We start from the raw sequence: 22,028 nt of genomic DNA on the forward strand, positions 1-22,028 counted from the left end.
ATTACATGAGGCTCACAACCGACAACGGGTCGGCTGTTTCACAAAATAGGACCGGACACATGGCAACCACCGCAAACATCCATGCGCCGCTCGGAGCAGCTACCATCCTGCACGTAGTGGACGCCTTCTCGAACGCTTTCGAAGCCGTTGTTGAATGGAACGAGAGCCGCAAAACCCGCAAGCTTCTTTCCCAGCTGAGCGATACCCAGCTTGAGGATATCGGCTTGGTTCGCGAGGATATCGCAAAGCTCTGATCCCTCGACCGGATAACCCAATCGGAACAGCCGCCCGGACCCCCGAGCGGCTTTTTCTTTGTCAGCTTTGGATAAATTTGCCTGCCAGATCGGGCAGAAATGCCTCAATAGCGGCGGTGGCAATGACATGGCGAGTTCCCGCAGCGTCATCCGCAACATCCAGCCCGCCTTTGACGGCCCGCACCTCGGCCCGGCCCCGTGGCAGATCGGCGGCGACCTGATCGCAATCAACCGCATCGGGGTTTTGCACCGCAATCGTCACCTGAACCCGCATTTCCGTGTGGTCGATCCCCAGTTTGGAAAACAGCGTGATCGACGAGTGATGCAGCGCGTCCTGCACCGCGCGACGGGCCGCTTTGGTATAGTCCTGACCATAGAGGTCGTTCCCGGTGCCCATTTCCAGAATGATACGTTTCTCGGTCATTGAGCAGGCTCCATGTCGAATGAGACGATAACGGCGGCATTGGCGATGACCGTGCTGCCCTTGGTATGCGGCTTTTCGATATCGAGACCGCCCTGTGTGACGGTGATATTAGGCTGACCGTAGGGAAAGATCGCCTTCAGCGCTTCGGTATCCACTTTGTCGGGTTGCTGCACCCCCACCTCAGCGTCAATGATCATCGCTTCTTTGGGAAAGCCGAACAGTTCTGCCATGTTGACCGAATTGTGCCACAGCGCATCCTTGATCGCGCGCAAAGCGGCCTCGGTATAATCCTCGCGCCTGAGGGATGTGCCCATCCCGAACTCCACCAGAACCCGTGTCTTTGCCATTTCTCTTCCCTGTCCTGTCGGCCCGGTTTCCAGCCGATCGCAAAAAAAGGGCGCCCAAAACTGGACGCCCTTGTGTTCAGTGACATTCACATCAGATCAGATGGATTCGTCGATCCAGCTTTGCAACGCGGCCTTGGGTGCTGCGCCGGCGCGGTTCGATACGACCTGACCGTCTTTGAAGATAAACAGTGCCGGGATACCGCGCACGCCCATTGCAGCCGCTGCGTTCGGGTTGCTGTCCACGTCCACCTTGGCGATTTTCACCTTGTCGCCATACTCGGCTGCCAACTCTTCCAGAGCGGGGCCAATCTGCTTACAGGGGCCGCACCACTCGGCCCAGAAATCCACCACAACGGGGACATTGGAGTTTTTGACTTCGGCGTCAAAGGTATCGTCGGTAACGGCTACGGTCGACATATTCTGTCTCCTGAATGGGGTAACTCGGGAACTGAACGTAGGGGTCGGACTGGGGAAGGTCAAGATATCTGGGTACGACCCAACGCATCCGTCACAAGATCGTGTGGCAACCACATGAGCGTGGCCGTGCGGGTCCACAGGATTGCGGTTCGGATTTCATGGGTCGGATAGATCTGTGACATGGCCTGCGCATAAGCCCCCATTTGCCGTAACACACCCTCGGGGCAGGTCTGTGCGCTGTCCGGCACGGTCGCATTTGATTTGAAATCAATGACCTGGACCTCGGTATCCGTGACAATCAGCCGGTCGATAATACCATGCATTCGACGTCCGTTCAGATCGGCCGTTACCGGCACCTCTGCCAAAGCCTTTTCGGCAAAGACGGCCTGCAGATGGGGTGCGTCCAAAACGTCGCAGGCCTCGGCCAACAGCTCGTGCCGCTCGGGGTCTTGCATTTCGGGTAGAAGGCGGGCGCATAGCTCTGGCCAGCTGTCCCGCGCGACCGATGGCAAGTGTTCCAGCAACAAATGCAGGCGCGTGCCGCGCAGTTTTGCGGCCTCTTCATCCTGCCCCGCATCGCCAGGCAGCGCCTTGGCACCGCCAAGGTCCGACGGGCTGATGGTCTCGGGTTCCGCATCCGGCGCATTTGCCGATGTCAGAAATGACGGTGGCATATCCCGGTCGTCCACGGCCGCTTCTTGCGTTGCAACCAACGGTAATGCGTCCCAATCCCCGTGCGACAAGCGCAGGGTCTCTGTACCGGGCAATTGCACAGCCCCTGCCCGCTGCATCGCGGCCTGAACCATCAGATACCAGCTGTTGCCATCCTTGCCGACATCACCTGCGGCCCCGACAATCAACCACTTTTCTGCCCGTGTTAGAGCCACATACAACAAACGAAGCCGCTCATTCTCTTCCCGGGCGCGGGCTTCATTGCGGGCCTGAGCAATCAGCGCCGGAGAGGCATCTGCCGGCACTTTCCACAGCGGTGTTCCATCCCCAACCATAATCTCGGCATCGCGCGGGGCCTGCCGCTTGCCGGTATCCGGCAGGATTACAATCGGCGCCTCCAACCCCTTGGAACCATGCACCGTCATCACCCGGATCATGTTGCCCACACCGCTCATCTGGCGTTTGATTTCCAAATCGTCCGTCTGCATCCAGACAAGGAAACCCGTCAGGCTGGGAATGTCGGTGCGCTCATAAGCCAGCGCTTGGGAGAGCAGGGCGTTGATACCATCCTCGGCCTCGGCCCCAAGGCGACCCAGCAATTTGCGACGGCCGTCATGGCGGGTCAGGATACGTTCGATCAGGTCATAAGGGCGCAGAAAGTCGATTTGACCGCGCAGATCATTCAAAACGGCCAGCGTCTCGGGGAATTCGTCGGCTCGCTGGCGCAAGGCAGCCCACAGGAATTGTTCCTTCCGGCGGTGCGCCAGATCGAACAGTTCCTGCTCACTCCAGCCAAAAAGCGGGGATTTCAGCACGGTGGCCAGTGACAGGCTGTCCTCGGGTGTGGCCAGAAAGCTCAGCAGAGCAGCCAGGTCTTTAACTGCAAGTTCGGCACCAACTTTCAGACGGTCGGCCCCGGCGATGGGCAGCCCCTGAGCTTTGCAGGCGCGGATGATCTCGGCAAACAGGTCCGAGCGGCGTTGGACCAGGATCAGAAAATCCCCGGGCTGCACTTTGCGTCGGACAAACGTGCCGGGTTTGTCATCCTGGGGAATCGTCTCGCCGGTGTCGATCATATCCTTGATCGATTTGGCGACCTTCTCAGCCAGAATGACATTGTGATGCCGCGCACCGGGCCGATCGACGGGATCGGTCCAGTCGCTGTCGTCATCGTCTTCAACCTTTTCCACGACGGGCCACAGATCCACCCTGCCCGGCAAATCTGCTTTGAAGGCACGGTGCTGGCTGTCGAGAAACCCCGCTTCAGCCTGGTTTTCAAATAGGATGTCGACCAGGGACAGGATCGCGCCAGAGGATCGGAACGAGTATTCCAGCGTCATATCCCACAGTTTAGAGTCTGACTCGGCCAGTTTCCGTCCAAACTCCTCCTGCATCCGGTCAAAGGCCTGCGGGTCGGCGCCCTGAAAGGAATAGATCGATTGCTTCTTGTCGCCGACCACAAAAATCGTGCGCTCGACCCCGGACCGGGCCCCTTCCCCGCTGGTGAACTCCTGGGCCAGTTTTTCCACCACGTCCCATTGATCCGGGCTGGTGTCCTGCGCTTCGTCCACCAGAATGTGGTCGATGCCGCCGTCCAGACGGTACAATACCCACTCGGCCACCGCGGGGTCATTCAGAACCTGTCGCGCCCGCAGGATCAGATCATCAAAATCCAACCAACCCCGCACCTGTTTGCGCCGCTCGTATTCCGGCAAGAAGGCTGTGGCGAACCGGTGCAGGACATGAGTTTTGTGCGCTGCGATCAAAGCAAGCCGGTGTTCCCGCGCAGCCTCGACCCGCAGCATGAATGCTTCAAGCTGTGGCACCTGGCCCTCCAGCACCCCTTCGCGGAGGGCTTTGGTGGGGAAGCTGTTGATTTTGGCTGTGAACGGCTCTTTCGCTCCTTTTCCTGTCAAAAACACGCTTTCCAACATGGGAAGGCTGGTGATCCGTGCCTCGGTAAATGCCGCCAGTTTCGCCGCTGCCTTGGCGTCTTTAGGGCCGCTGCTGTTTAATGCAGGCAGGATGGTGCGGATCAGCTCTACTTCTCCACCCTGAAACACACGACCCAGCAGGGCATCTTCGTCAAAACCATCGGGCAACTCAAAGCGTTGCAGGACGTCGGACCAATCCAATGGCTGCGCAAACAGGTTGCGTTTTTGGGTGATCGCGGCCGTGAGATTGTCGAACCCGGTATCGGTGACAAAACGCGCGACATCCTCGATCAACTTGGCCTGCGGGCCTTCGGCGAAATCCTCGACGATCTCTTCCCGCAATAGGGCTGCCGCGCGGTCCTCCATTTCCGAGAATTGCGGGCTGACTCCGGCTTCAAGCGGGAAGCGTCGCAGCAAAGAGGCGCAGAACGAGTGAATCGTCTGGATTTTCAACCCGCCGGGCGTTTCAATCGCGCGGGCAAACAGGGTTCTGGCCTGCGCCAATCTTTCGGGGTCGATAACACCGGGGACACCCAGATCGGTCAGTTGAGCCAGCAGACCGTCATTATCCTTCATCGCCCATTCCCCAAGGCGATCAAACAGTCGGTTCTGCATCTCGCTGGCGGCGGCTTTTGTGTAGGTCAGGCACAGGATGTGCTGCGGCTGCACACCACCCAACAGCAAACGCGCCACCCGGTCGGTCAGAACCCGCGTCTTGCCAGATCCTGCATTCGCCGCCAGCCAGGTCGAAGCGTCGGGACGTGCGGCCTGCACCTGCCGCTCGGTCGCGTCGTTGCGGGCACTCATGTCAGATCCTCGGGCGTTGTGTCATCGGTGCGGTCCCACTCGCCAAACCGAGCCAGATGATCATAGTCGCCAATGTACGTGTCCTTGTGCAGCATCCGGCGGGATGAAAAGCCCTGGTCAGGCTCTAAATAAGCTGAAATCAGCTCTTTGAGCTCGGCCAGAACCTTGTCGGGCGGTTCTTTTGCCAGCGGAGCGGGCACCTCTTTGTAGCTGCCGCCCATGCCGATAAACACCGCCTCGGCCACCGGAAACGGATCGAACCCTTCGATGCCGCCCTGCTCGGCCATCATTGCCTCGATCAACAATTGTTTGTCGAACTTGGATTGCTGGCTTTCCGTCGGAGGAGCGCCGGTCTTGTAATCCACAATCCGCAGCGCGCCGCGGCTGTTGCGGTCGATCCGATCCGCGCGCCCGGCAATGGTAAAATCCAACGGCGACAGCACCAGTTTCATCGCGGCTTCAAAGGCCACGGGACCACCGTCACCACGCCGCGCGGATTCGGCCGACAGAAAATCGTCAGCGATGCGTTCCAGCCGGGCCAGCCACAGCTTGCGCGCCGTCGGCCATGCCACGTGTTGATCCAACAGAGCTTCCGCGCGTTTCAAAAAGTTCTCGCGGGTCAGCAAGGCGCTGTCCAGAACGCTGTCTTTGACGAAGTGTTCCAGGATTTCGTGGATCACAATCCCGCGCAGCAACGCATCCGGCGCCTGAACCAGCGGGTCCAGCGGTTTCAGCCGCAGTACGTGTTTGGCATAAATCGAGTACGGATCTCGGATCAATCGTTTGATCTCAGTCACGCTCAGCCGGTTGGGACGAGACGTTACCGGCGGCCGCGGTGATGGGCGCATCGCGGGTTCGATGTGAGGCGCTGCCTCCAACTGTTCGGTCCATCGCAGCCATTGCCGCCCGCGCGCACGCATTGCCGATAGCGCGTCCGGCCCACCCTGCCCCGGCAAACCTTGCAACAGGTTGGTCAACCGATTCAGCCAGCGCGACGGTACGGTTTCTGCATCATCGGACCGGGTCGCGCGGGTCAGCCAGACTTCGGGCGCGCCGATGGCCTGTTGAAAATCATGAGCGGACAGTCCGATCCGACGTTCGGGCAACAAAAGCCCGGCCTTGTCGCGCATCTGACGGTTCAGCCACGGGTCGGGAGCGGCGGCTTCTGGCCAGCTGCCTTCGTTCAGCCCGCCAAGGATCAGCAGATCAGCCCCCTGCACGCGCGCCTCAAGCGTGCCCCAGATCATGATGTGCGGATGCGGGGCGTCGCGGTCGCGGACCTCTTCGCCGGCCAACAGTGCACCTAGCAGGTCAGCAAAATCATGAGCGGTCATGGGGCCGCCGTGCTGCGCCTCATCCTCCAGCTTGGTCAATACGCCCAGTGCCTTTTGGCCTGCGTTCTTGTCCCATAACGTGCCGGTCTCTCCATCGCTTCCTGCGGAAATCGCTTCGGCAAGCTTGCGCAAGGCGAAAACCCAGTCGGATAAGGGACGTTGACCCGGGATCTGCTGATCGCAGAAATGCGTTGTCACCCATCGGACCCAATCCTCGGGCACCTCTTTGCGGATGGCAAATGCGGTCAGGCTGGTGCTGTCTGGGAATGGCGGACCGTGGCGGCGCAAGTCCAGTTCAAGATCGCGGGTGTGAAGTAAATGCGCCCCGCGCTCACCACCGTCGTGACACAGGGGGTGTTTCAACAACGTCAGCAGCGCCTCACCATCCAGACGCCGGGCAAACAAGCCCGCGACGTGGCGCAGGAACCGGCCCGGAGGCGACAACTGCAGCGGCAGACCGGCGCTGTCATCGGGCAGGATATTCCAGCGATCCAGCGCGGCGCTAACCTGACGGGTCAGCATCCTATCAGGTGTGATCAGCGCAGCGGTCCGGCCGGTTTCAGCGGCTTCGCGCAAACGCAGTGCGATGGCCAGCGCTTCGGACCGGGGAGACTGCGCTTCGACCAGCGTGAGGTCTTTGGTGGCGCCGTCCAGATCGGTCAGCTTCGGGCCTTCGGACATCCAGGCGTCAGTGATCGGGGCTGGGCGTAAAGCCAGTGATACCAATCTGTTCCGAGACGCCGAGGGTGCCGGATCATCAGTCCACGGGCGAACCTGGCCCGGCTCTAGTCCAAGCTGGGTCATCAATTTTCGGAACCGGTACTGAGGATGATCTTCCGACGTCAGCGCATCGTCCAACCCACGCCAGACATCCTCTGGCTGATCGAAATCATACCCAGGCAGGATCAAGGCACCCTGAGGCAAGCGGGCGACGGCTTCCATCAACATCAGCGTGGTCCCGCGCGACCCGGTCGAACCCGCAAGGATCACCGGATGCTGCGGGGGGGCGTCCTGCCAGCGTGTGATTAGGTTTTCCACTACCAGCCGTTGCCGCGCCTGTACGTCCAAAGCATCCAGGCTTGAGTCGATGAAGTGATCCGCGATCCCTATGAATGTCTGCGCCCGAGCCCAGTGTCCCGACATATCGCTGACGTCCAGCTGCCGGATCGCGTCAGGCGAAACGCCTTCGCCCTGCATCTCGTCGATCAGCGCAGCCAGGCTGTCAGACAGATCAAACAGCGACGACCGCGCGGCGAGATCGGGCTGTTGTTCCAACAGCTTGGCGATCAGCTGGGTCAGCTCCAGCCTACGGCGCAGCGGAGGAATGGCTGGCGGAATCTGCGCCAGATCCACACTTTCCCCCAGATCTGTGACAAGGGACAGGCGTGGCAAAAGACAAGCCGGACCCTGATCAAACAGGTCTCGGACCCGCCGGGCCATGCGCCGTGTGTTGACCACCAGCTGAACCCGCGCCAGAGCGTCCGGCGGGTGCGCGGCGCTGCGATCCCGAAGACCCTGGACCAGCATTTTCGGAAAGTCCGCTCCGGGTGGTACGGCAAAAACGCGCGGCGCGGGGCAGGGTTCAAACATTGGCGATCAGATCCTCGGCCAAGGCAATCCCTTCCGGATGGCCGACATCGCACCACCGACCGGGATAGATGCAGGCAAACAGGCGGTTGTTCTGGTGCATTTTATCCCACAGCAGGTTCAGCGAGAATGACGTCTCTGGGATGTCTAACAACCCTTCGGTTTTCATGATCTGGGCACCGCCATAAATCAGGGTGCCACCACGCGTGATCCGGCCGGTTGCATCCGCAGTGAAATCGCCTTTTCCAGCCTGCCCGACCGTCTGGCCCACCGGAACGCACATCAATAGCGCGTCCATTCGATCCGGGTCCCAAGCGTTTTGCAACAGGGTCAACGGGTTTGGCCCGGACCAGATTGCATCGGGATTAAGTGTGAAAACGGGCTGTGATCCCAGCAAGGGAAGCGCGGCGCGCAACCCGCCACCAGTTTCCAGTATCTGCCCGGCTTCATTGGACAACAGAACGCCCTTGGGGGCCAGATGCGCCTCTAGTTGTTCGGGCAAATAGTGCAGATTGGCCACCACGCGCGCGGGGTGCAGTTCGTCCACAAGGTCCAGCGCGTGGTCGATCAGCGGTCGTCCAGCGACCTCGATCAGGGGCTTGGGCCGGTCTTTCGTCAAAGCGCCCATACGGGTGCCAAACCCGGCGGCAAACAGCATGACGGCTTCGGGTGTTTGGGTCATTTCTGTCTGAGCCTGTCCAGGTTTTCAGGTGTGGGTGCGGGCAGGGCGCCGCGCACCAGATCAGCGACTGAGACCAGCGCGGGATGTTCCAGATCCCGCATCAGATGCGCCCAGGTCGCCGGGATCAGGTCGATGTATCCGGGTTTGCCATATTCGGTGGCCAGCCGTGCAAAGACGCCCAGAATCCGCATATTTCTTTGCGCACCCAAGACGGCATAGGCTGTGCGGAAGTCATGATCGTTCATCCCGGTCGCCGTAATGTAGCGGTTGACCATCTGCATCTCGGTTCCGGGCGAAACATTGCGGCGCACGTCCTGCAGCAGCGAAACCAGATCATAGGCTGGATGGCCCAGCATGGCAGATTGAAAATCCAACAAACCGACACGCTGTACGCCGGCGCGATCGGGCAGCCAGATCAGGTTTTCGGCATGATAATCCCGCAGCACAACGGTTTTGCTGCCCGAGGTTTCGCGATGCAAAATGTCCGAAAACCGGTTCTCGAACCGACTGCGCGCATCGGCGTCATGCGCGCCCTGGATCGCCTGCGCGTATTTGGTAAAAGACAGCGCGGCCAGTTCCGTCATGAGTGACGGATCATACGACGGCAGGGACAGGCTGGCTGCATTGCGCAGATCGACCAGAACATCTGTCGCCGCGGCGTAAAGCTCACGCTCTTTTCTGGGAGATTGTTCAAGCACGCGGGCAAAAAGATCGTCGCCGAGATCCTCAAGCAGGAGGAACCCGTAGTGAGAGTCCTCTGCGTAGATTTCCGGAGCGCTCAGCCCAAGGGACCGGAGGTACTCAGCAACGCGCACGAAGTCATCGACATTACCCACCTTGTCTGGTGGAGAATCCATCAGAACTGCCGTTTTGCCGGTGTCAGGATTGGTCAGCCGTTCGTATCTTCGGTTCGAGGCATCGCCGGCCAGTGGTGCGTGCTTTGCATTGGCCCATGGTGTCTGCGCGATCAGCGCTTCGGCCAAAACCGCCCGGTTCGTCATTCATCAATCCTTAGTTTCTGAGGCCATTTTGGATCTGACCAAGACAAGGTCAAATGGCGAATCCCAAGTGTGTTAGGGTCTGTTTTAAAAGACAGCGTTGCGGCTGAATCGGGTGTCAGCGGACCCAGTTTTTCTGGCCATTCAATCAGACAGATCGCGGTATCAAAAGCCTCGGTCAGGCCCAGTTCTTCGATCTCTTCGACCGCGCTCAGGCGGTAGAGGTCGCAGTGCCAGATCTCTGCCTGTGGCGTATCGTAGGCCTGAACCAAGGTGAAGGTGGGCGAGGGCACATCCTCTGGCTCGGCCATCAGGGATTGGATCAGACTGCGTGCGAAATGGGTCTTGCCGCTGCCAATCTCGCCCTCAAGCAGCAGGATATCCCCCGGGACAAGTGATGCGCCGACACGGGTTGCGAATTCGGCGGTGTCCTCGGGTGAGTTCAAGGTGAATGTGCAGGGCGATTTGGTCATGGCGCCACAATGGCCCCGTGCCCGGTTGGCTGCAACCCGGTTCAGGCGCTGATCTGTTGCACCTCTTGCCGCATGGTCTCGGGGGGATCCATGTTGAAACGAACGATGGTGGCACCGTTCTGCATCGGGCATACGATGCAGTTTAGCGGTGTTCCGTTGCGCAGATAAATCACGGCCGACCATTCGGCTCGGTTTTCGCGCATTTCGACAAAATCACGAATTTCACCAAGGATCGGGGTCGCGGTGCAGTGTTCCTGCCAGGCTTTGGTGACGTCCAGTACGGTATCCGCTTCAAACCCTGCGTCCCCTGTGTCGCCCCATAGTTTTTGGTAGGCATAGTTTGTAAACGCCAGTGTGCCATCATCGCTGAAAACCGCCACAGCATCGGCCAGCTTGTCCAGAATGGATTGCATCAGGTCCATTTCGGACCGGAACCGCCGGGTCAGAGTGATCTCGGCCGTAATATCCTCAAACAGAAAGGCGACCGCGCCGTCCGGGTGGGGGCGACCGCTGACTGAATAGACCGAGCCTGAGGGTAGCGACCAGGTTTCTTGATAATTTCCGTCTTCCGCCGCTTCGAGCAGGTCGTTCATCTGCTTGCGCCAACTGCGATAGTTCTTGGGCTCGGGCATCATGTGCTGATCGCGCAGACGGTCGAAAAAGCTGGACAGGCTGGGGCGGCAGCTCAGGAAATCCGGGGGCAGGGTGGTCAGGTCGATCAGTGCGGGGTTGAACAGTGCCAGCTGACGGTTGCGATCGAAAATGGCCAATCCAATGGACAGTTGGGCAAAGGTCTTGGTCATGGTCTGAACGAATTTGCGCTGCGCCATCTCGGCCTCGACAATTGCGTTGATGTCGACCGCATAAGACAAGTGACCTTCGGGATGATCGACCAGCGTCAGGTCGAACCACAGCTTGTTGTCGCTGAACGTGGACGAGATCGAGACGCGCGTCTTTGCACTCAGCCGTTGATCATCATCAGGCACTGGAAACAAAGGGGCGGTCAGGTCCGTATCCTGACCACGTACCTTGCGCACCAGCGAGACATAGGCCGCATTGCACCAGCGCACATTGCCCTGGTGATCCAACAGCCAGACCGGGTAGGGCGCTTTTTCCATGGCAAGGCGGTTGGGATCGTTGGGCGCGCGATGGGTTGCCGAGGGGCATTCGCTTTGGTTGCGCAGTTGCACCCGCACAATTCCGTCGATCCATTCACACATAACATCGCGCTCAACAGTGCAGTCGATGGCCGGAATGACCATATTACCTTCGCGGCGAATGCGGTCGGGGGTTTCGGGAAAGGTCGGAAAATCCCGCTGTAGCAAGCGTCGTAGGTCAGCCCAGTCGCGGACCTGTTCGAACCCTTCCAGCGCAATGTCCGAATGGCTTATCAGTTTATCCCCGTCGAACAGAAACACGGCGTCGAACAGTGACGCAGGTGACGACAGGCCAAAATTATCACCCCCCTGCCGTCTGCGAGGCAAAAGCCACTGAACGGCAAGGCTTGCAGAAACAAGGCTGATGATGGCCAGAAAAATCCAGTCGATCATGCGCTCTCCGGGATGCAAAACAAAGCGTTAAGACTATGCGTCATATTGGTTAACGGGGTCTTAACTCCGGAGCGGCAAGTGGCAGTTAGGTCTGAAACCGCTGGTTGACGCCTGATGGTACCGGGGTGTCACCGGTCTGCGCGTCCACAAGGTTTCTGGGCCAGCTTACCTTGACGATCGCCCCCCGGCGTTCGGGGTGGTCTGACAAGCTTTGATAGGGGTCCGAACCATTGGCAAAGTCCAGTTCTGCTCCGCTGCGTTCCAACAGCGTTTTGGCAATAAACAAGCCCAGGCCCATGCCTTCGTATTCCGGGCGCGTCTTCTTTTCGGTTTCACTGCGGCGGCGGCGCATGAACGGATCGCCGATCCGACCGATCATCTGAGACGGGTATCCGCGGCCGTCATCCATGATGCTGACGGTGATTTGTTTGGTGGACCATTCAGCCTCGACCCAAACGTTTTCACGGGAAAAATCCACCGCATTCTGGATCAGGTTGCGCAAACCGTGAATGATCTCGGGTTTACGCAGGATAGAGGGCTGCTGGACATCGCCATCTTCGGCAGGGCCTTCGGTGAAATGGACGGACTTGCCGCGATTAATATGCGGCTCGGCCGCTTCGTGGACGACAGTGGACAAGGGGGCCTGCCGCAGATGCAGATCATCTTTGCCGGCACGGCCCATATCGCGCAGGATATCCCGACAACGGTTCGCCTGTTCCCGGATCAAAGCCGCATCTTCGATCAGATCGGGCCGGTCTTCCAGCTCCTCGATCAATTCAGAACTGGCCAGCTTGATCGTGGCGAGCGGTGTACCCAGCTCATGCGCGGCGGCGGCAACGACGCCCCCAAGATCGGTCAGCTTCTGTTCACGGGCCAGAGCCATATGCGTGGCGGCCAGAGCTTCGGACATGGACTGCACCTCGGAACTGACGCGGTGCGAATACGCGCCCAGAAAGACGATGGCGATCACGATGGCGGCCCAGTTTCCGAACAGAAGGATGTCTGGAATATCCAGCTCGGCCCCCAATGCCGTGCGCAGGGGTTGGTGAAATTCGGCCAGCAAGGTGGTCAGAACTATCGCAACGCCCCCGATGATCAGCGTTGACCGCGTGCTCATTACACTGGCCGAGATGGTGACCGGCCCCACCAGCAATAGCGCAAAGGGGTTGTTCAGCCCGCCGGTGAGGTACAACAGGACCGTCAGCTGCAGCAGGTCAAACAACACCATCAGAAAGTTCTCGAACTCGGACAGGCGCTTGTTGCGCGGAAACAGCAGGATCGCGGTCAGGTTCCCCATGACCGAAATGCCGATCGCCAGATAGCACAATGTTGCATCAAGCTGGATCTCATAGGTCTGCTGGGCCACGGTGATCGCGGTGATCTGGCCGATAATCGCCACCCAGCGCAGCAGGATCAGGGTGCGCAGGCGGATCCAGCTGCTGCGTTCCTGACCGCGCCAAAATGTGATGTTGGAATTTGCCATCGGTCGATTATGTCCTGTTGCATCGGCTGAGCTTCTTGATAGGTGTCCCGGCCGAAACGATCAACAACCCCTCTTTTGTCAGGATTGATGTCATGGTCCGTCTTTATGCCATCCTTGCAACCGTCGTGCTGGCCGTTGGTCTGGGCGCCATGTGGCTGCTGACCCGGGGCACCGGATCGGACGACAAGTTTGCCCAATGCCGCACCAGCCAGATTGCAGGCGGGACAGCAGCCATCGGCGGGCCGTTCGAACTGATCAACGGCCAGGGCGAAACGGTCACCGACAAGGATGTCATCACCGAGCCGACGCTGGTCTATTTTGGTTATACCTTCTGCCCCGATGTCTGCCCGTTTGACATGTCCCGCAATGCCGAGGCCGTAGATATTCTGGCCGAGCGGGGTCAGTCAGTAACGCCTTTGTTCATCTCGATCGACCCCGATCGCGACACACCCGAAGTGGTGGCGGACTACGAGTTCAACCTGGGTGGCAAGACCATTGCGCTGACCGGTTCGCCCGAGCAGGTCAAGGCGGCAAGTCAGGCCTACAAGACCTACTACCGGGCTCATGACAAAAGCGACGAATACTATCTGGTCGACCATTCGACCTTTACCTACCTGGTCACGCCTCAGGACGGTTTCATCGAGTTTTTCAACCGCGATGACACCGCAGAACAGATGGCGGATAAAGTCGGTTGCTTTCTGGACAAGATCTAGAAGGCGACACCTTGTTTGACCTTTGGGATGGCGCTGCTATTACTCATGGTTAAGCCAAAGGCGTGAAATAGCGGAAAGAAAAGAATATGGCGGACACCTCTGACCTCGACATCGGCCCCGACAAAACTCTGCTTTTGGTGGACGATGACGAACCGTTTCTGAGACGTCTGGCCAAGGCCATGGAAAAGCGCGGGTTCGAAGTTGAAACTGCGGGTTCCGTTGCCGCAGGCCGTGCCATTTCCACCGCTCGCCCGCCCGCTTATGCGGTGGTCGACCTGCGGCTTGAGGATGGCAACGGCCTGGACGTGGTCGAAGTGCTGCGCGAAAAGCGCCCCGACAGCCGGGTTGTGGTCCTCACCGGCTACGGAGCCATCGCCACCGCCGTCGCCGCAGTCAAGATCGGCGCAACCGACTACTTGTCCAAGCCGGCTGACGCCACCGACATCACCAATGCTCTGCTGGCCAAGGGCGACGAACTGCCCCCGCCACCGGAAAACCCCATGAGCGCGGATCGCGTGCGCTGGGAACATATTCAGCGGGTCTATGAGTTGTGTGATCGGAATGTGTCGGAAACCGCGCGTCGTCTGAACATGCATCGTCGGACCTTGCAGCGGATTTTGGCGAAGCGCAGTCCGCGGTAGGCGTATCAGCGTAGGTTCCGATTGCTGAATGAGCGGCTCCAAAGCTGCTTTCGTATCAAAAAAAGAAAAATAGTGATATGTGAATGCCGTCCCATAGCGGAGGATGGCATGAACAATCTCTCGGCCGCATTTCAGCGGGCTATTTCAAATTACGGCAATTTCAACGGGCGTGCCTCTCGATCGGCGTTTTGGTGGTGGGTCCTAGCCGTAATTCTCGTCCTTTTGGTGACGCGAATTATCGATGGTGCATTAATTGCGCCCGTACTTGGATTTGGTGCGTTCGAGCCGAACGCAGGCCAGCCGTTGTCTGTTCTGGTGTCGCTTGGCCTCTTACTGCCAAACTTGGCGGTCGGAGCCAGACGTTTGCATGACATCGGACGAACCGGTTGGTGGCTATTGATTGGCTTGGTTCCACTAATCGGAACATTGGTACTGATATACTTTTACATTCAACCAAGTGAGAGTGGTGCAAACCAGTTCGGAGAACCTGATGTTTTTCCCTGATCTAAAGCGGTATTAGGTTACAGGTCCTGCAGAAGTTCACCGTGACGGTCAGTGTAGGCCCGCCGCACGTCAACTGGCGGTCTTAGTCTGATCTGCAACCCCTCCATTACCGCCTTATCCGGGCGACCAAAGAACTTTGTCGCTTCGGCCTCGGAAAACCCTGCGATCTGGGTGGCCTCCATCCAGGCGCTGATCTTGTCAGCCTTTTTGATCTGCCGTTTCACCGTTTTCGGTACTTCGGCAGGCAGGCCAAAGCGGATGTGGATCGCCGCCGCCAAACGGTCATCCAGCGCGCCGTAGTCAGGGCCAACGGCGGATTTGACGGGCGAGATCATGTCTCCGATCACATATTCGGGGGCGTCGTGTAACAGGGCCGCAAGCCGCCATTTCACCGGTGCATTGGGCGCGATACGGCCAAAAAGCTCTTCGACCAGCAGGGAATGCTCGGCCACGGAATAGGCGAAATCGCCTGCCGTCTGACCGTTCCAGCGCGCCACAAACGCTAGACCATGCGCGATATCTTCGATCTCGATATCCACCGGGGTCGGGTCCAGCAGATCCAGCCTGCGGCCAGACAGCATCCGCTGCCACGCTCGGGGTTGTGTTGCCATTATGCCATGCCTTGTGAAGTTGGACACGTTGAGTTCGCGTTTTTGTGCTATGATGTACCTGTCAGGATCACATGCTGCCAACATTTTCTTGAGCTATCGTGCTTTGAACCTACACGATCTGATCCCGACATTAGGACTGAGGGGGGGCATACTCCTTTCAGTCATGCCCTCTCGAAACGAAACACGTATCGAAAGGAGCATGTTATGTTCAAACGTTTGTTCGCAATCGCCCTGACCTTTGGAATGGCTGCCACTGCGCCGCCTGCCTTCGCCAATAACTGTGCACAGCGCGATCATGTGATTGCTAAACTGCAGGACAGCTATTCGGAAGAGCTGGTCTTTGGCGGATTGCAGAAAACCCGCGGTGCGCAGGCGGTTATGGAGGTTTGGACCTCGAAAAAAACCGGAAGCTATACGGTTCTGGTAACTCAGGCGAACGGCATTAGTTGTATTGTCGCCGTTGGCACAGATTTCTTTGAAGCGATACCGAAAATAGAGCTCAAGGGTGAACCAAGTTGATTTGAACAGACGGTTCACCCGGTTTCCGGCCATTCGCGTTGCCACCCGCCGCAAGGAGTGCTAGGGGCTTTCCGGATTGTGATTTACCGGAATGGAGCAGCAAATGGCCGGGGACTATATCGTCAAAGACATTTCATTGGCCGGGTTCGGCCGCAAGGAACTTGATATCGCCGAAACCGAGATGCCGGGCCTGATGGCACTGCGCGCGGAATACGGTGACAGCAAGCCGCTGAAAGGCGCGCGGATCGTCGGTTCGCTGCACATGACCATCCAGACAGGGGTGCTGATCGAAACACTGGTCGCGCTGGGCGCGGATGTGCGCTGGGCGTCGTGCAACATTTTTTCGACCCAGGATCACGCGGCGGCGGCCATTGCCGAGGCAGGCGTTCCGGTTTTCGCCATCAAGGGTCAAACACTGGAAGAGCATTGGGATTATCTGGATAAATCCTTCCTATTCGAAGACGGCCCGAACATGATCCTGGACGATGGCGGTGACGCAACACTGTACATCCTGCTGGGCGCCCGTGCCGAAGCCGGTGAGGACATCATCCCGGTTCCCGGTTCGGAAGAGGAAGAGGTGATCAAGAAGCAGATCGCCAAGCGCATGGCCGCTTCTCCGGGCTGGTTCACCAAGATGCGCGATCAGATCCAAGGCGTGTCCGAGGAAACCACCACCGGCGTGAACCGCCTGTATCAGCTGGTCAAAGACGGCCATCTGCCGTTCCCGGCGATCAATGTGAACGACTCGGTCACCAAGTCGAAGTTCGACAACAAGTATGGCTGTAAGGAATCGCTGGTTGACGGTATCCGCCGCGCCACCGACACCATGATGGCCGGTAAAGTTGCTGTCGTGTGTGGTTACGGTGATGTGGGCAAAGGCTCGGCGGCCTCGCTGCGTGGTGCCGGTGCCCGTGTGAAGGTGACCGAAGTCGACCCGATCTGCGCGCTGCAAGCTGCGATGGACGGGTTTGAAGTCACCCTGCTGGAAGACGAAGTTGCCAGCGCGGATATCTTCATCACCACCACCGGCAACAAGGACGTGATCCGCATCGAGCATATGCGCGCGATGAAAGACATGGCCATCGTCGGCAATATCGGCCACTTCGACAACGAAATTCAGGTGGCCAGCCTGAAGAACCACAAATGGACCAACATCAAGGAACAGGTGGACATGATCGAGATGCCTTCGGGCAACCGTATCATCCTGCTGTCCGAAGGCCGTCTGCTGAACCTCGGCAACGCCACCGGTCACCCGTCCTTCGTGATGTCGGCCTCCTTCACCAACCAGGTTCTGGCGCAGATCGAGCTGTTCACCAAAGGCGACGAATACCAAAACGAAGTCTACATCCTGCCCAAGCATCTGGATGAAAAGGTCGCGCGTCTGCACCTGGATCGAATCGGCGTCAAGCTGACCCAGATGGATAGCGATCAGGCCGCATACATCGGTGTGAAGCCCGAAGGCCCTTACAAGCCCGAACACTACCGTTACTGATCCCGGAAAGGGACAGAACAGAAACGGCGGCCCCTTGGGTCGCCGTTTTTCGTTTCAACGTTGGGTTACGGGGAATGCTGTAAATTTTTCCCTTTGTGCAAATTGGTGTGCCCGTTACCGTATCGGCGGCGCTGGAGTGGCCGGAAAACGAATTTCAACAGGGAGATAACCATGGGAAAACGCGACGAGCTGATCGCCAAGTACGCCGAGGACCTGAAATCCAAATGCGGTATGGATGCCGATATGGATTTGCTGACCAAAGTCACAATCGGTTGTGGACCGGCCATCTATGACGCCGACGCATCGACAGTCGCTGCAACTCAGGAAGGTGAGCTGGAAACGGTCAAGAACAACTTTCTGATCAAAAAGCTGGGCCTGGCGGACGGCCCCGAGTTGATGGAGGGCATCAACAAGGTTCTGGAAACCTATGGCATGTCCGAGCGCAACAAGTACCGCGCCGTTGTCTATTACATGCTGACCAAGCATTTCGGCAAAGAGTCGGTCTACGGCTAAGCCCGTCAAACTCACTTGCCACGCCCGTCAGTCCTCTGGCGGGCGTTTTCAATTTTAGGCACTTGGCATTTGAACTGCGCGCGCAGGATCGGTTAGTGTCGAAACGCGACCAGGACGGTCAGAGCCAAGATTTCTATACGCGTGTGGTGAGTTGGGAGCACGCGGGGTAGGGAAGGTTCTGCATCGGTCAGGGCCTTCCCTTTTTTCAGTCCGCTTGTGTTCCACCCAGCGCACAGATCACCTGCCATTCCGCCTCGGTGACAGGTTGAACGGACAAGCGCGAGTTTTTCACCAGAACCATCTCAGCCAGACGTTCGTCAGCTTTGATCTGGTCCAGGTTGACCGGGGTTACAAAGGGCCGCACGGCCTTGATGTCCACGCATTCCCAGCGTTCATCGTCGGTTGTGCTGTCGGGATGCGCTTCGGCGCAAACCTCGACAATGCCGACAATCGCTTTGTCCTTTTGCGAGTGGTAAAAGAACCCCCGGTCGCCGACCGCCATCTGCCGCATGAAATTGCGCGCCTGATAGTTGCGCACGCCGTCCCACTCTTCGCCCGCATCCCCTTTGGCAACCTGCTGGTCCCAGCTCCAGGTCGATGGCTCGGATTTGAACAGCCAATAAGCCATCAGCCTATGACCTTCTTCCAGGCGATCAGGTCCACCGACTGGAACAACCCCGCCTTCGCGTAAGGATCGTTATCCGCCCAGTTTTGTGCGGCGGCCATATCTTCGACCTCAAGAATGATCAGCGAGCCGATCATTGTGTCGCCGTCCAGTAGCGGGCCGGCCTGCGAAACGACGCCGGTTTCCTCGATATACGCAAGGTGGGCCGCGCGGTTGTCCAGCCGGGTTTGCAGCGCGCCGTCCTTGTCACGGGCGATAAGGGCGATCAGCATATTATTCCTCCTTCAGGGGTCGGTTGAGCAGGGTTTGAATGGCTTGGCCAACGCTGTACGCGCCGTGGCTCAGGTCGGCCACCGTGGTGCTGATGGGCATGTCCAGACCTTCAGCGGTGGCGATCACTGTCATGGCGCGCGCTGTGGCCACGCCTTCAACGGTCGTGTGAGAATCAAAAGTCCGACTCTGACCCAAAGACAGGCCAAAACGATAGTTGCGCGACAACTCAGACGAACAAGTCAGGACGAGGTCGCCTAGTCCGGACAACCCCATGAGGGTGTCAGGCCGTGCGCCGCGCATCAGGGCGAACCGCTGCATCTCGGCAAACCCGCGCGTCATCAGGGCGGCGCGGGCGCTGTCGCCAAGCCCGGCCCCGATGGCAGCGCCGCATCCGATGGCCATGACGTTCTTCAACGCGCCACCGAGTTCCGCTCCGACCACATCTGTAGTGCGGTAGAGGCGAAGGTTGGCGGTGGTCAGGTCGTGCTGCAGGGTCAGACTCAGAGCCTCATCCGCACAGGCCAGTGTCAGTGCCGTCGGCAACCCGCGCGCGATGTCGTCCGCAAAGCTGGGCCCGGTCAGCAAGGCCGGATGCGCATCCGAAATCGTCTGCCGAATGACTGAAATAGGCCCCAGTCCGGATGACAGCTCAATTCCTTTGCAGCAGGCCACCAGAGTTTTTCCGGCCAGAACCGAGGCATGTTGTTGCAGGGCGCCGCGCAATTTCTGCATCGGCACCGCGACCAACAGAACGTCACTTTTGGCGGCGAGCTGAATGTCCGGCGTTACCGTGATTTCCGCGGGCAGAGCCACGCCCGGCAGGCGCTGCGCATTCTCGCGGTTGTCTTGCATTTGCTGAGCTTGATCCGCGTCCCGAGACCACAGCATCACCGGTCCATTCCCTGCCAAAGAAATGGCAAGGCTGGTGCCAAATGCGCCAGAGCCCAGAACGGAAATGCTCATGCCTTGGCCCCTTTCTTGCCGCCGCCCAACATGGCAGGGCTGGTCTTGTCCAGCGGCCAGCGTGGACGGGCGGTCAGGTCCAATCCGTCACGCGCACCTGCACGAAAGCGTTCTATCCCCGCATAGGCGATCATCGCGGCGTTGTCGGTGCACAAGGCCAAAGGTGGGGCGGTGAACCGGGCACCCTTTTCGGCGCAAACAGTCTCTAACGCAGTCCGAATTGCCGAATTGGCTGCCACTCCTCCGGCTACGGCGATAACCGGGTCAGAGGGGGTCTCTTCCAGATAGCGATCAATCGCGCGGCGGGTTTTTTCGGCAAGCGTGTCGACAATCGCTTGTTGGAACCCTGCGCACAGATCGGCACGATCCTGACGGGTCAGCCCGCCTTTTTCGGCGACAACCTGATCGCGCATCCGCATCAGCGCCGTCTTTAGCCCCGAGAATGACAGGTCGCATCCGGGTCGATCCAGAAGCGGCCGGGGAAAGCGGAACCGCTTGGGATCCCCAGACCGCGCCTCGATCTCGACCGACGGGCCGCCCGGTTGCGGAAGACCCAGCAGGCGCGCGGTTTTGTCGAAGGCTTCGCCCGGAGCGTCATCGATGGTGCCGCCCAGACGGGTGAATTGTTCGGGTCCATGCGCGATCAGGTACTGGCAATGCCCACCCGAAACCAAAAGCATCAGATAGGGAAACGCTATGTAATCCGTTAGCCGGGGTGTAAGGGCATGACCCGCCAGGTGGTTCACGCCGATCAAGGGCAGGCCGGTCGCGGCGCTCAGGCCCTTGGCACACATGACGCCCGACATGACCCCGCCGATGAGGCCCGGACCCGCGGTGACCGCGATCGCATCCATATCCGAAAGGGTCAGGCCAGCAGCCTCCAGCGCCTGTACGACGCAAGTGTCCAGTTTCTCTGCATGTGCGCGGGCGGCGATTTCGGGTACGACGCCGCCAAATGCACTGTGCAGCTCGGTCTGGCCATGAACGATCGACGACAAAACCTCGGCCCCTGCACCGACTGACTGGCGCACGACAGCGGCAGCCGTGTCATCACAGCTGCTTTCCAATCCTAGTACGGTAAGTGTTTGCACCATCGGCCTGATCCGTTGCATCATGACACCCAAGCGGGGTATCACCCTGCGCGGACGCAAACAATCCCAAGGCCGAAGGCCCCGCTATTGTATTTGTTGATGACCCGCCCTCGCGCCGCCTCGGAGAGGTTTGTTGCGCAACTGCCGACCCGCGTCAGATCACGGGTGGAGGTCATTTATTCCCCGATTCTGGAAATTCGGCCACTGAACGTTGTGGTGGACACGGGTGAAACACGCGGTTTGATCTTTACCTCGGCCAACTCAGTAAACGCGGCGGCCTCTTTGGGGGTCAGGCGCGATCTACCCGCCTTTTGCGTCGGGACCGCGACCACGGGAACTGCGAAAGGCGCGGGGTGGGATGCCACGATGGTGGGATACACCGCCGAAGAGCTTGTGGCCTATCTGCTGAAACACCGACCCGAAAGCCCCTTGATGCACCTGCGCGGCGAACATACCCGGGGCAATGTTGCCGGTCGTCTCACCGAATCAGGCCTGACGGTGCATGAACAAGTCGTGTATCAACAGCGCCTGTTACCGCTGACATCCGAAGCTGCTGCCGCTGCAGCCGGTGACAGGCCGGTAATTGCGCCCTTGTTTTCGCCCCGTACGGCGCGACAATTTGCCGAAATCTGGACCGGCCCGGCACCCTTGTGGTTGGTCGCGATCAGCGAAGCGACCGCCGAGCCCCTTTATTCCTTGGAGTATCAGCGGCTGAAGATTGCCAAAGAGCCGACGCCCAAGAAAATGCGGAAAGCCGTTAAAAAGCTTGTGAAACACGCGATGCGGGTTGAGGGTATCGAGACCACTGATTAACTTAGAGTGGCCTGTTATTCATATGAAATTGGATTCGATAAGGGGAACGTCGCGGTGGCTCGTAAGAAAAAAACCGATCAAAAGCCGGTAGAAGACCCCAAATCGGATGACACGGTTGAATTCACTTCACAGCGTGAAGAAACCCCTGTTGACGCGGACGAGCCCGTAGAAGAGGCCCTTTCCGAAGCCGAAGCCGAAGCCGAAGCCGAAGCCGAAGCCGAAGCCGAAGCCGAAGCCGAAGCCGAAGCCGAAGCCGAAGCCGAAGCCGAAGCCGAAGCCGAAGCCGAAGCCGAAGCCGAAGCCGAAGC

Annotated in this window: 23 protein-coding genes and 1 pseudogene; 9 read left to right on the plus strand and 15 right to left on the minus strand. The window is 59.0% G+C overall.

Annotation, left to right across the window (positions count from 1 at the left end; all coding sequences use genetic code 11):
- Nucleotides 1-59 precede the first annotated feature (59 nt).
- The gene (locus J7416_RS09645) at nt 60-254 is read left to right on the plus strand and encodes a DUF1127 domain-containing protein (protein ID WP_209224490.1); all 195 of its coding nucleotides are present in this window, start codon (nt 60-62) and stop codon (nt 252-254) included.
- A gap of 61 nt (nt 255-315) precedes the next feature.
- On the opposite strand, the gene J7416_RS09650 is transcribed toward J7416_RS09645, so the two are convergent.
- The 10 genes from J7416_RS09650 to J7416_RS09695 form a co-directional block, all read right to left on the minus strand.
- Nucleotides 316-678 (minus strand): Lin0512 family protein, encoded by a 363-nt coding sequence (locus J7416_RS09650; protein ID WP_209224491.1) that lies wholly within the window; start codon nt 676-678, stop codon nt 316-318.
- Nucleotides 675-1,025 (minus strand): Lin0512 family protein, encoded by a 351-nt coding sequence (locus tag J7416_RS09655; RefSeq protein ID WP_209224492.1) that lies wholly within the window; start codon nt 1,023-1,025, stop codon nt 675-677. The genes J7416_RS09650 and J7416_RS09655 overlap by 4 nt, the downstream gene beginning before the upstream one ends.
- 96 nt (nt 1,026-1,121) lie before the next feature.
- Nucleotides 1,122-1,442: a thioredoxin gene (gene trxA, locus J7416_RS09660; RefSeq protein ID WP_209224493.1), complete on the minus strand. Its 321-nt coding sequence runs from the start codon at nt 1,440-1,442 to the stop codon at nt 1,122-1,124.
- Nucleotides 1,443-1,501: 59 nt separating this feature from the next.
- Entirely contained in the window at nt 1,502-4,855 is a 3,354-nt protein-coding gene (gene addA, locus J7416_RS09665; RefSeq protein WP_209224494.1) for a double-strand break repair helicase AddA, read from the minus strand.
- Nucleotides 4,852-7,779, minus strand: coding sequence for a double-strand break repair protein AddB (gene addB, locus J7416_RS09670; protein WP_209224495.1), 2,928 nt, complete (start codon nt 7,777-7,779; stop codon nt 4,852-4,854). The genes addA and addB overlap by 4 nt, the downstream gene beginning before the upstream one ends.
- Entirely contained in the window at nt 7,772-8,458 is a 687-nt protein-coding gene (locus J7416_RS09675) for a nucleotidyltransferase family protein (protein ID WP_209224496.1), read from the minus strand. Before J7416_RS09675 ends, addB begins: the two co-directional genes overlap by 8 nt.
- A complete protein-coding gene (locus J7416_RS09680) occupies nt 8,455-9,459 on the minus strand; it encodes a phosphotransferase (RefSeq protein ID WP_209224497.1) in 1,005 nt (334 codons plus the stop codon). The genes J7416_RS09675 and J7416_RS09680 overlap by 4 nt, the downstream gene beginning before the upstream one ends.
- The gene (gene tsaE, locus J7416_RS09685; protein ID WP_209224498.1) at nt 9,456-9,929 is read right to left on the minus strand and encodes a tRNA (adenosine(37)-N6)-threonylcarbamoyltransferase complex ATPase subunit type 1 TsaE; all 474 of its coding nucleotides are present in this window, start codon (nt 9,927-9,929) and stop codon (nt 9,456-9,458) included. Before tsaE ends, J7416_RS09680 begins: the two co-directional genes overlap by 4 nt.
- A gap of 41 nt (nt 9,930-9,970) precedes the next feature.
- Complete coding sequence (locus J7416_RS09690) at nt 9,971-11,479, minus strand: PAS-domain containing protein (protein ID WP_209224499.1); 1,509 nt, start codon at nt 11,477-11,479, stop codon at nt 9,971-9,973.
- Nucleotides 11,480-11,564: 85 nt separating this feature from the next.
- Nucleotides 11,565-12,962 (minus strand): sensor histidine kinase RegB, encoded by a 1,398-nt coding sequence (locus tag J7416_RS09695; protein WP_209224500.1) that lies wholly within the window; start codon nt 12,960-12,962, stop codon nt 11,565-11,567.
- Nucleotides 12,963-13,054: 92 nt separating this feature from the next.
- Between J7416_RS09695 and J7416_RS09700 the strand changes: the two genes are divergently transcribed.
- The 3 genes from J7416_RS09700 (at nt 13,055) to J7416_RS09710 (ending at nt 14,820) form a co-directional block, all read left to right on the plus strand.
- The gene (locus J7416_RS09700; RefSeq protein WP_209224501.1) at nt 13,055-13,675 is read left to right on the plus strand and encodes an SCO family protein; all 621 of its coding nucleotides are present in this window, start codon (nt 13,055-13,057) and stop codon (nt 13,673-13,675) included.
- A gap of 86 nt (nt 13,676-13,761) precedes the next feature.
- Nucleotides 13,762-14,316: an ActR/PrrA/RegA family redox response regulator transcription factor gene (locus J7416_RS09705; protein ID WP_209224502.1), complete on the plus strand. Its 555-nt coding sequence runs from the start codon at nt 13,762-13,764 to the stop codon at nt 14,314-14,316.
- Between the two features lie 108 nt (nt 14,317-14,424).
- Nucleotides 14,425-14,820: a DUF805 domain-containing protein gene (locus J7416_RS09710; RefSeq protein ID WP_209224503.1), complete on the plus strand. Its 396-nt coding sequence runs from the start codon at nt 14,425-14,427 to the stop codon at nt 14,818-14,820.
- 17 nt (nt 14,821-14,837) lie between these two features.
- Here the strand turns inward: J7416_RS09710 and J7416_RS09715 are convergent, their stop codons facing one another.
- Entirely contained in the window at nt 14,838-15,431 is a 594-nt protein-coding gene (locus J7416_RS09715) for an HD family hydrolase (RefSeq protein ID WP_209224504.1), read from the minus strand.
- Between the two features lie 204 nt (nt 15,432-15,635).
- Here J7416_RS09715 and J7416_RS09720 point away from each other — a divergent pair, with 204 nt between their 5' ends.
- From J7416_RS09720 to J7416_RS09730, 3 genes are all read left to right on the plus strand, one after another.
- Nucleotides 15,636-15,950 carry a hypothetical protein gene (locus J7416_RS09720; protein ID WP_209224505.1) on the plus strand — a complete coding sequence of 105 codons (315 nt, stop codon included), beginning with the start codon at nt 15,636-15,638 and terminating at the stop codon, nt 15,948-15,950.
- Between the two features lie 103 nt (nt 15,951-16,053).
- A complete protein-coding gene (gene ahcY, locus J7416_RS09725; RefSeq protein ID WP_209224506.1) occupies nt 16,054-17,442 on the plus strand; it encodes an adenosylhomocysteinase in 1,389 nt (462 codons plus the stop codon).
- 171 nt (nt 17,443-17,613) lie between these two features.
- Nucleotides 17,614-17,955, plus strand: coding sequence for a DUF2853 family protein (locus J7416_RS09730; RefSeq protein ID WP_209224507.1), 342 nt, complete (start codon nt 17,614-17,616; stop codon nt 17,953-17,955).
- Nucleotides 17,956-18,160: 205 nt separating this feature from the next.
- Here J7416_RS09730 and J7416_RS09735 read toward each other — a convergent pair whose 3' ends face one another.
- Genes J7416_RS09735 through tsaD form a run of 4 tightly spaced genes read right to left on the minus strand, consistent with a single transcriptional unit; the run spans nt 18,161 to nt 20,910 of the window.
- Nucleotides 18,161-18,583, minus strand: coding sequence for an EVE domain-containing protein (locus tag J7416_RS09735; RefSeq protein ID WP_209224508.1), 423 nt, complete (start codon nt 18,581-18,583; stop codon nt 18,161-18,163).
- A complete protein-coding gene (locus tag J7416_RS09740) occupies nt 18,583-18,852 on the minus strand; it encodes a YciI family protein (RefSeq protein ID WP_209224509.1) in 270 nt (89 codons plus the stop codon). Before J7416_RS09740 ends, J7416_RS09735 begins: the two co-directional genes overlap by 1 nt.
- A gap of 1 nt (nt 18,853) precedes the next feature.
- Nucleotides 18,854-19,816: an NAD(P)H-dependent glycerol-3-phosphate dehydrogenase gene (locus J7416_RS09745; RefSeq protein WP_209224510.1), complete on the minus strand. Its 963-nt coding sequence runs from the start codon at nt 19,814-19,816 to the stop codon at nt 18,854-18,856.
- The gene (gene tsaD, locus J7416_RS09750) at nt 19,813-20,910 is read right to left on the minus strand and encodes a tRNA (adenosine(37)-N6)-threonylcarbamoyltransferase complex transferase subunit TsaD (RefSeq protein ID WP_209224511.1); all 1,098 of its coding nucleotides are present in this window, start codon (nt 20,908-20,910) and stop codon (nt 19,813-19,815) included. The genes J7416_RS09745 and tsaD overlap by 4 nt, the downstream gene beginning before the upstream one ends.
- Before the next feature lie 96 nt (nt 20,911-21,006).
- Between tsaD and J7416_RS09755 the strand changes: the two genes are divergently transcribed.
- Together J7416_RS09755 and J7416_RS09760 are read left to right on the plus strand one after the other, a co-directional pair.
- Nucleotides 21,007-21,720 carry a uroporphyrinogen-III synthase gene (locus tag J7416_RS09755; RefSeq protein ID WP_209224512.1) on the plus strand — a complete coding sequence of 238 codons (714 nt, stop codon included), beginning with the start codon at nt 21,007-21,009 and terminating at the stop codon, nt 21,718-21,720.
- 54 nt (nt 21,721-21,774) lie between these two features.
- Nucleotides 21,775-22,028 (plus strand): annotated as a pseudogene (locus tag J7416_RS09760) (hypothetical protein); the annotation flags it as partial.

Origin of the sequence: Ruegeria sp. R14_0 (assembly GCF_017743975.1) — a bacterium.
Classification (GTDB): Bacteria; Pseudomonadota; Alphaproteobacteria; order Rhodobacterales; family Rhodobacteraceae; genus Ruegeria.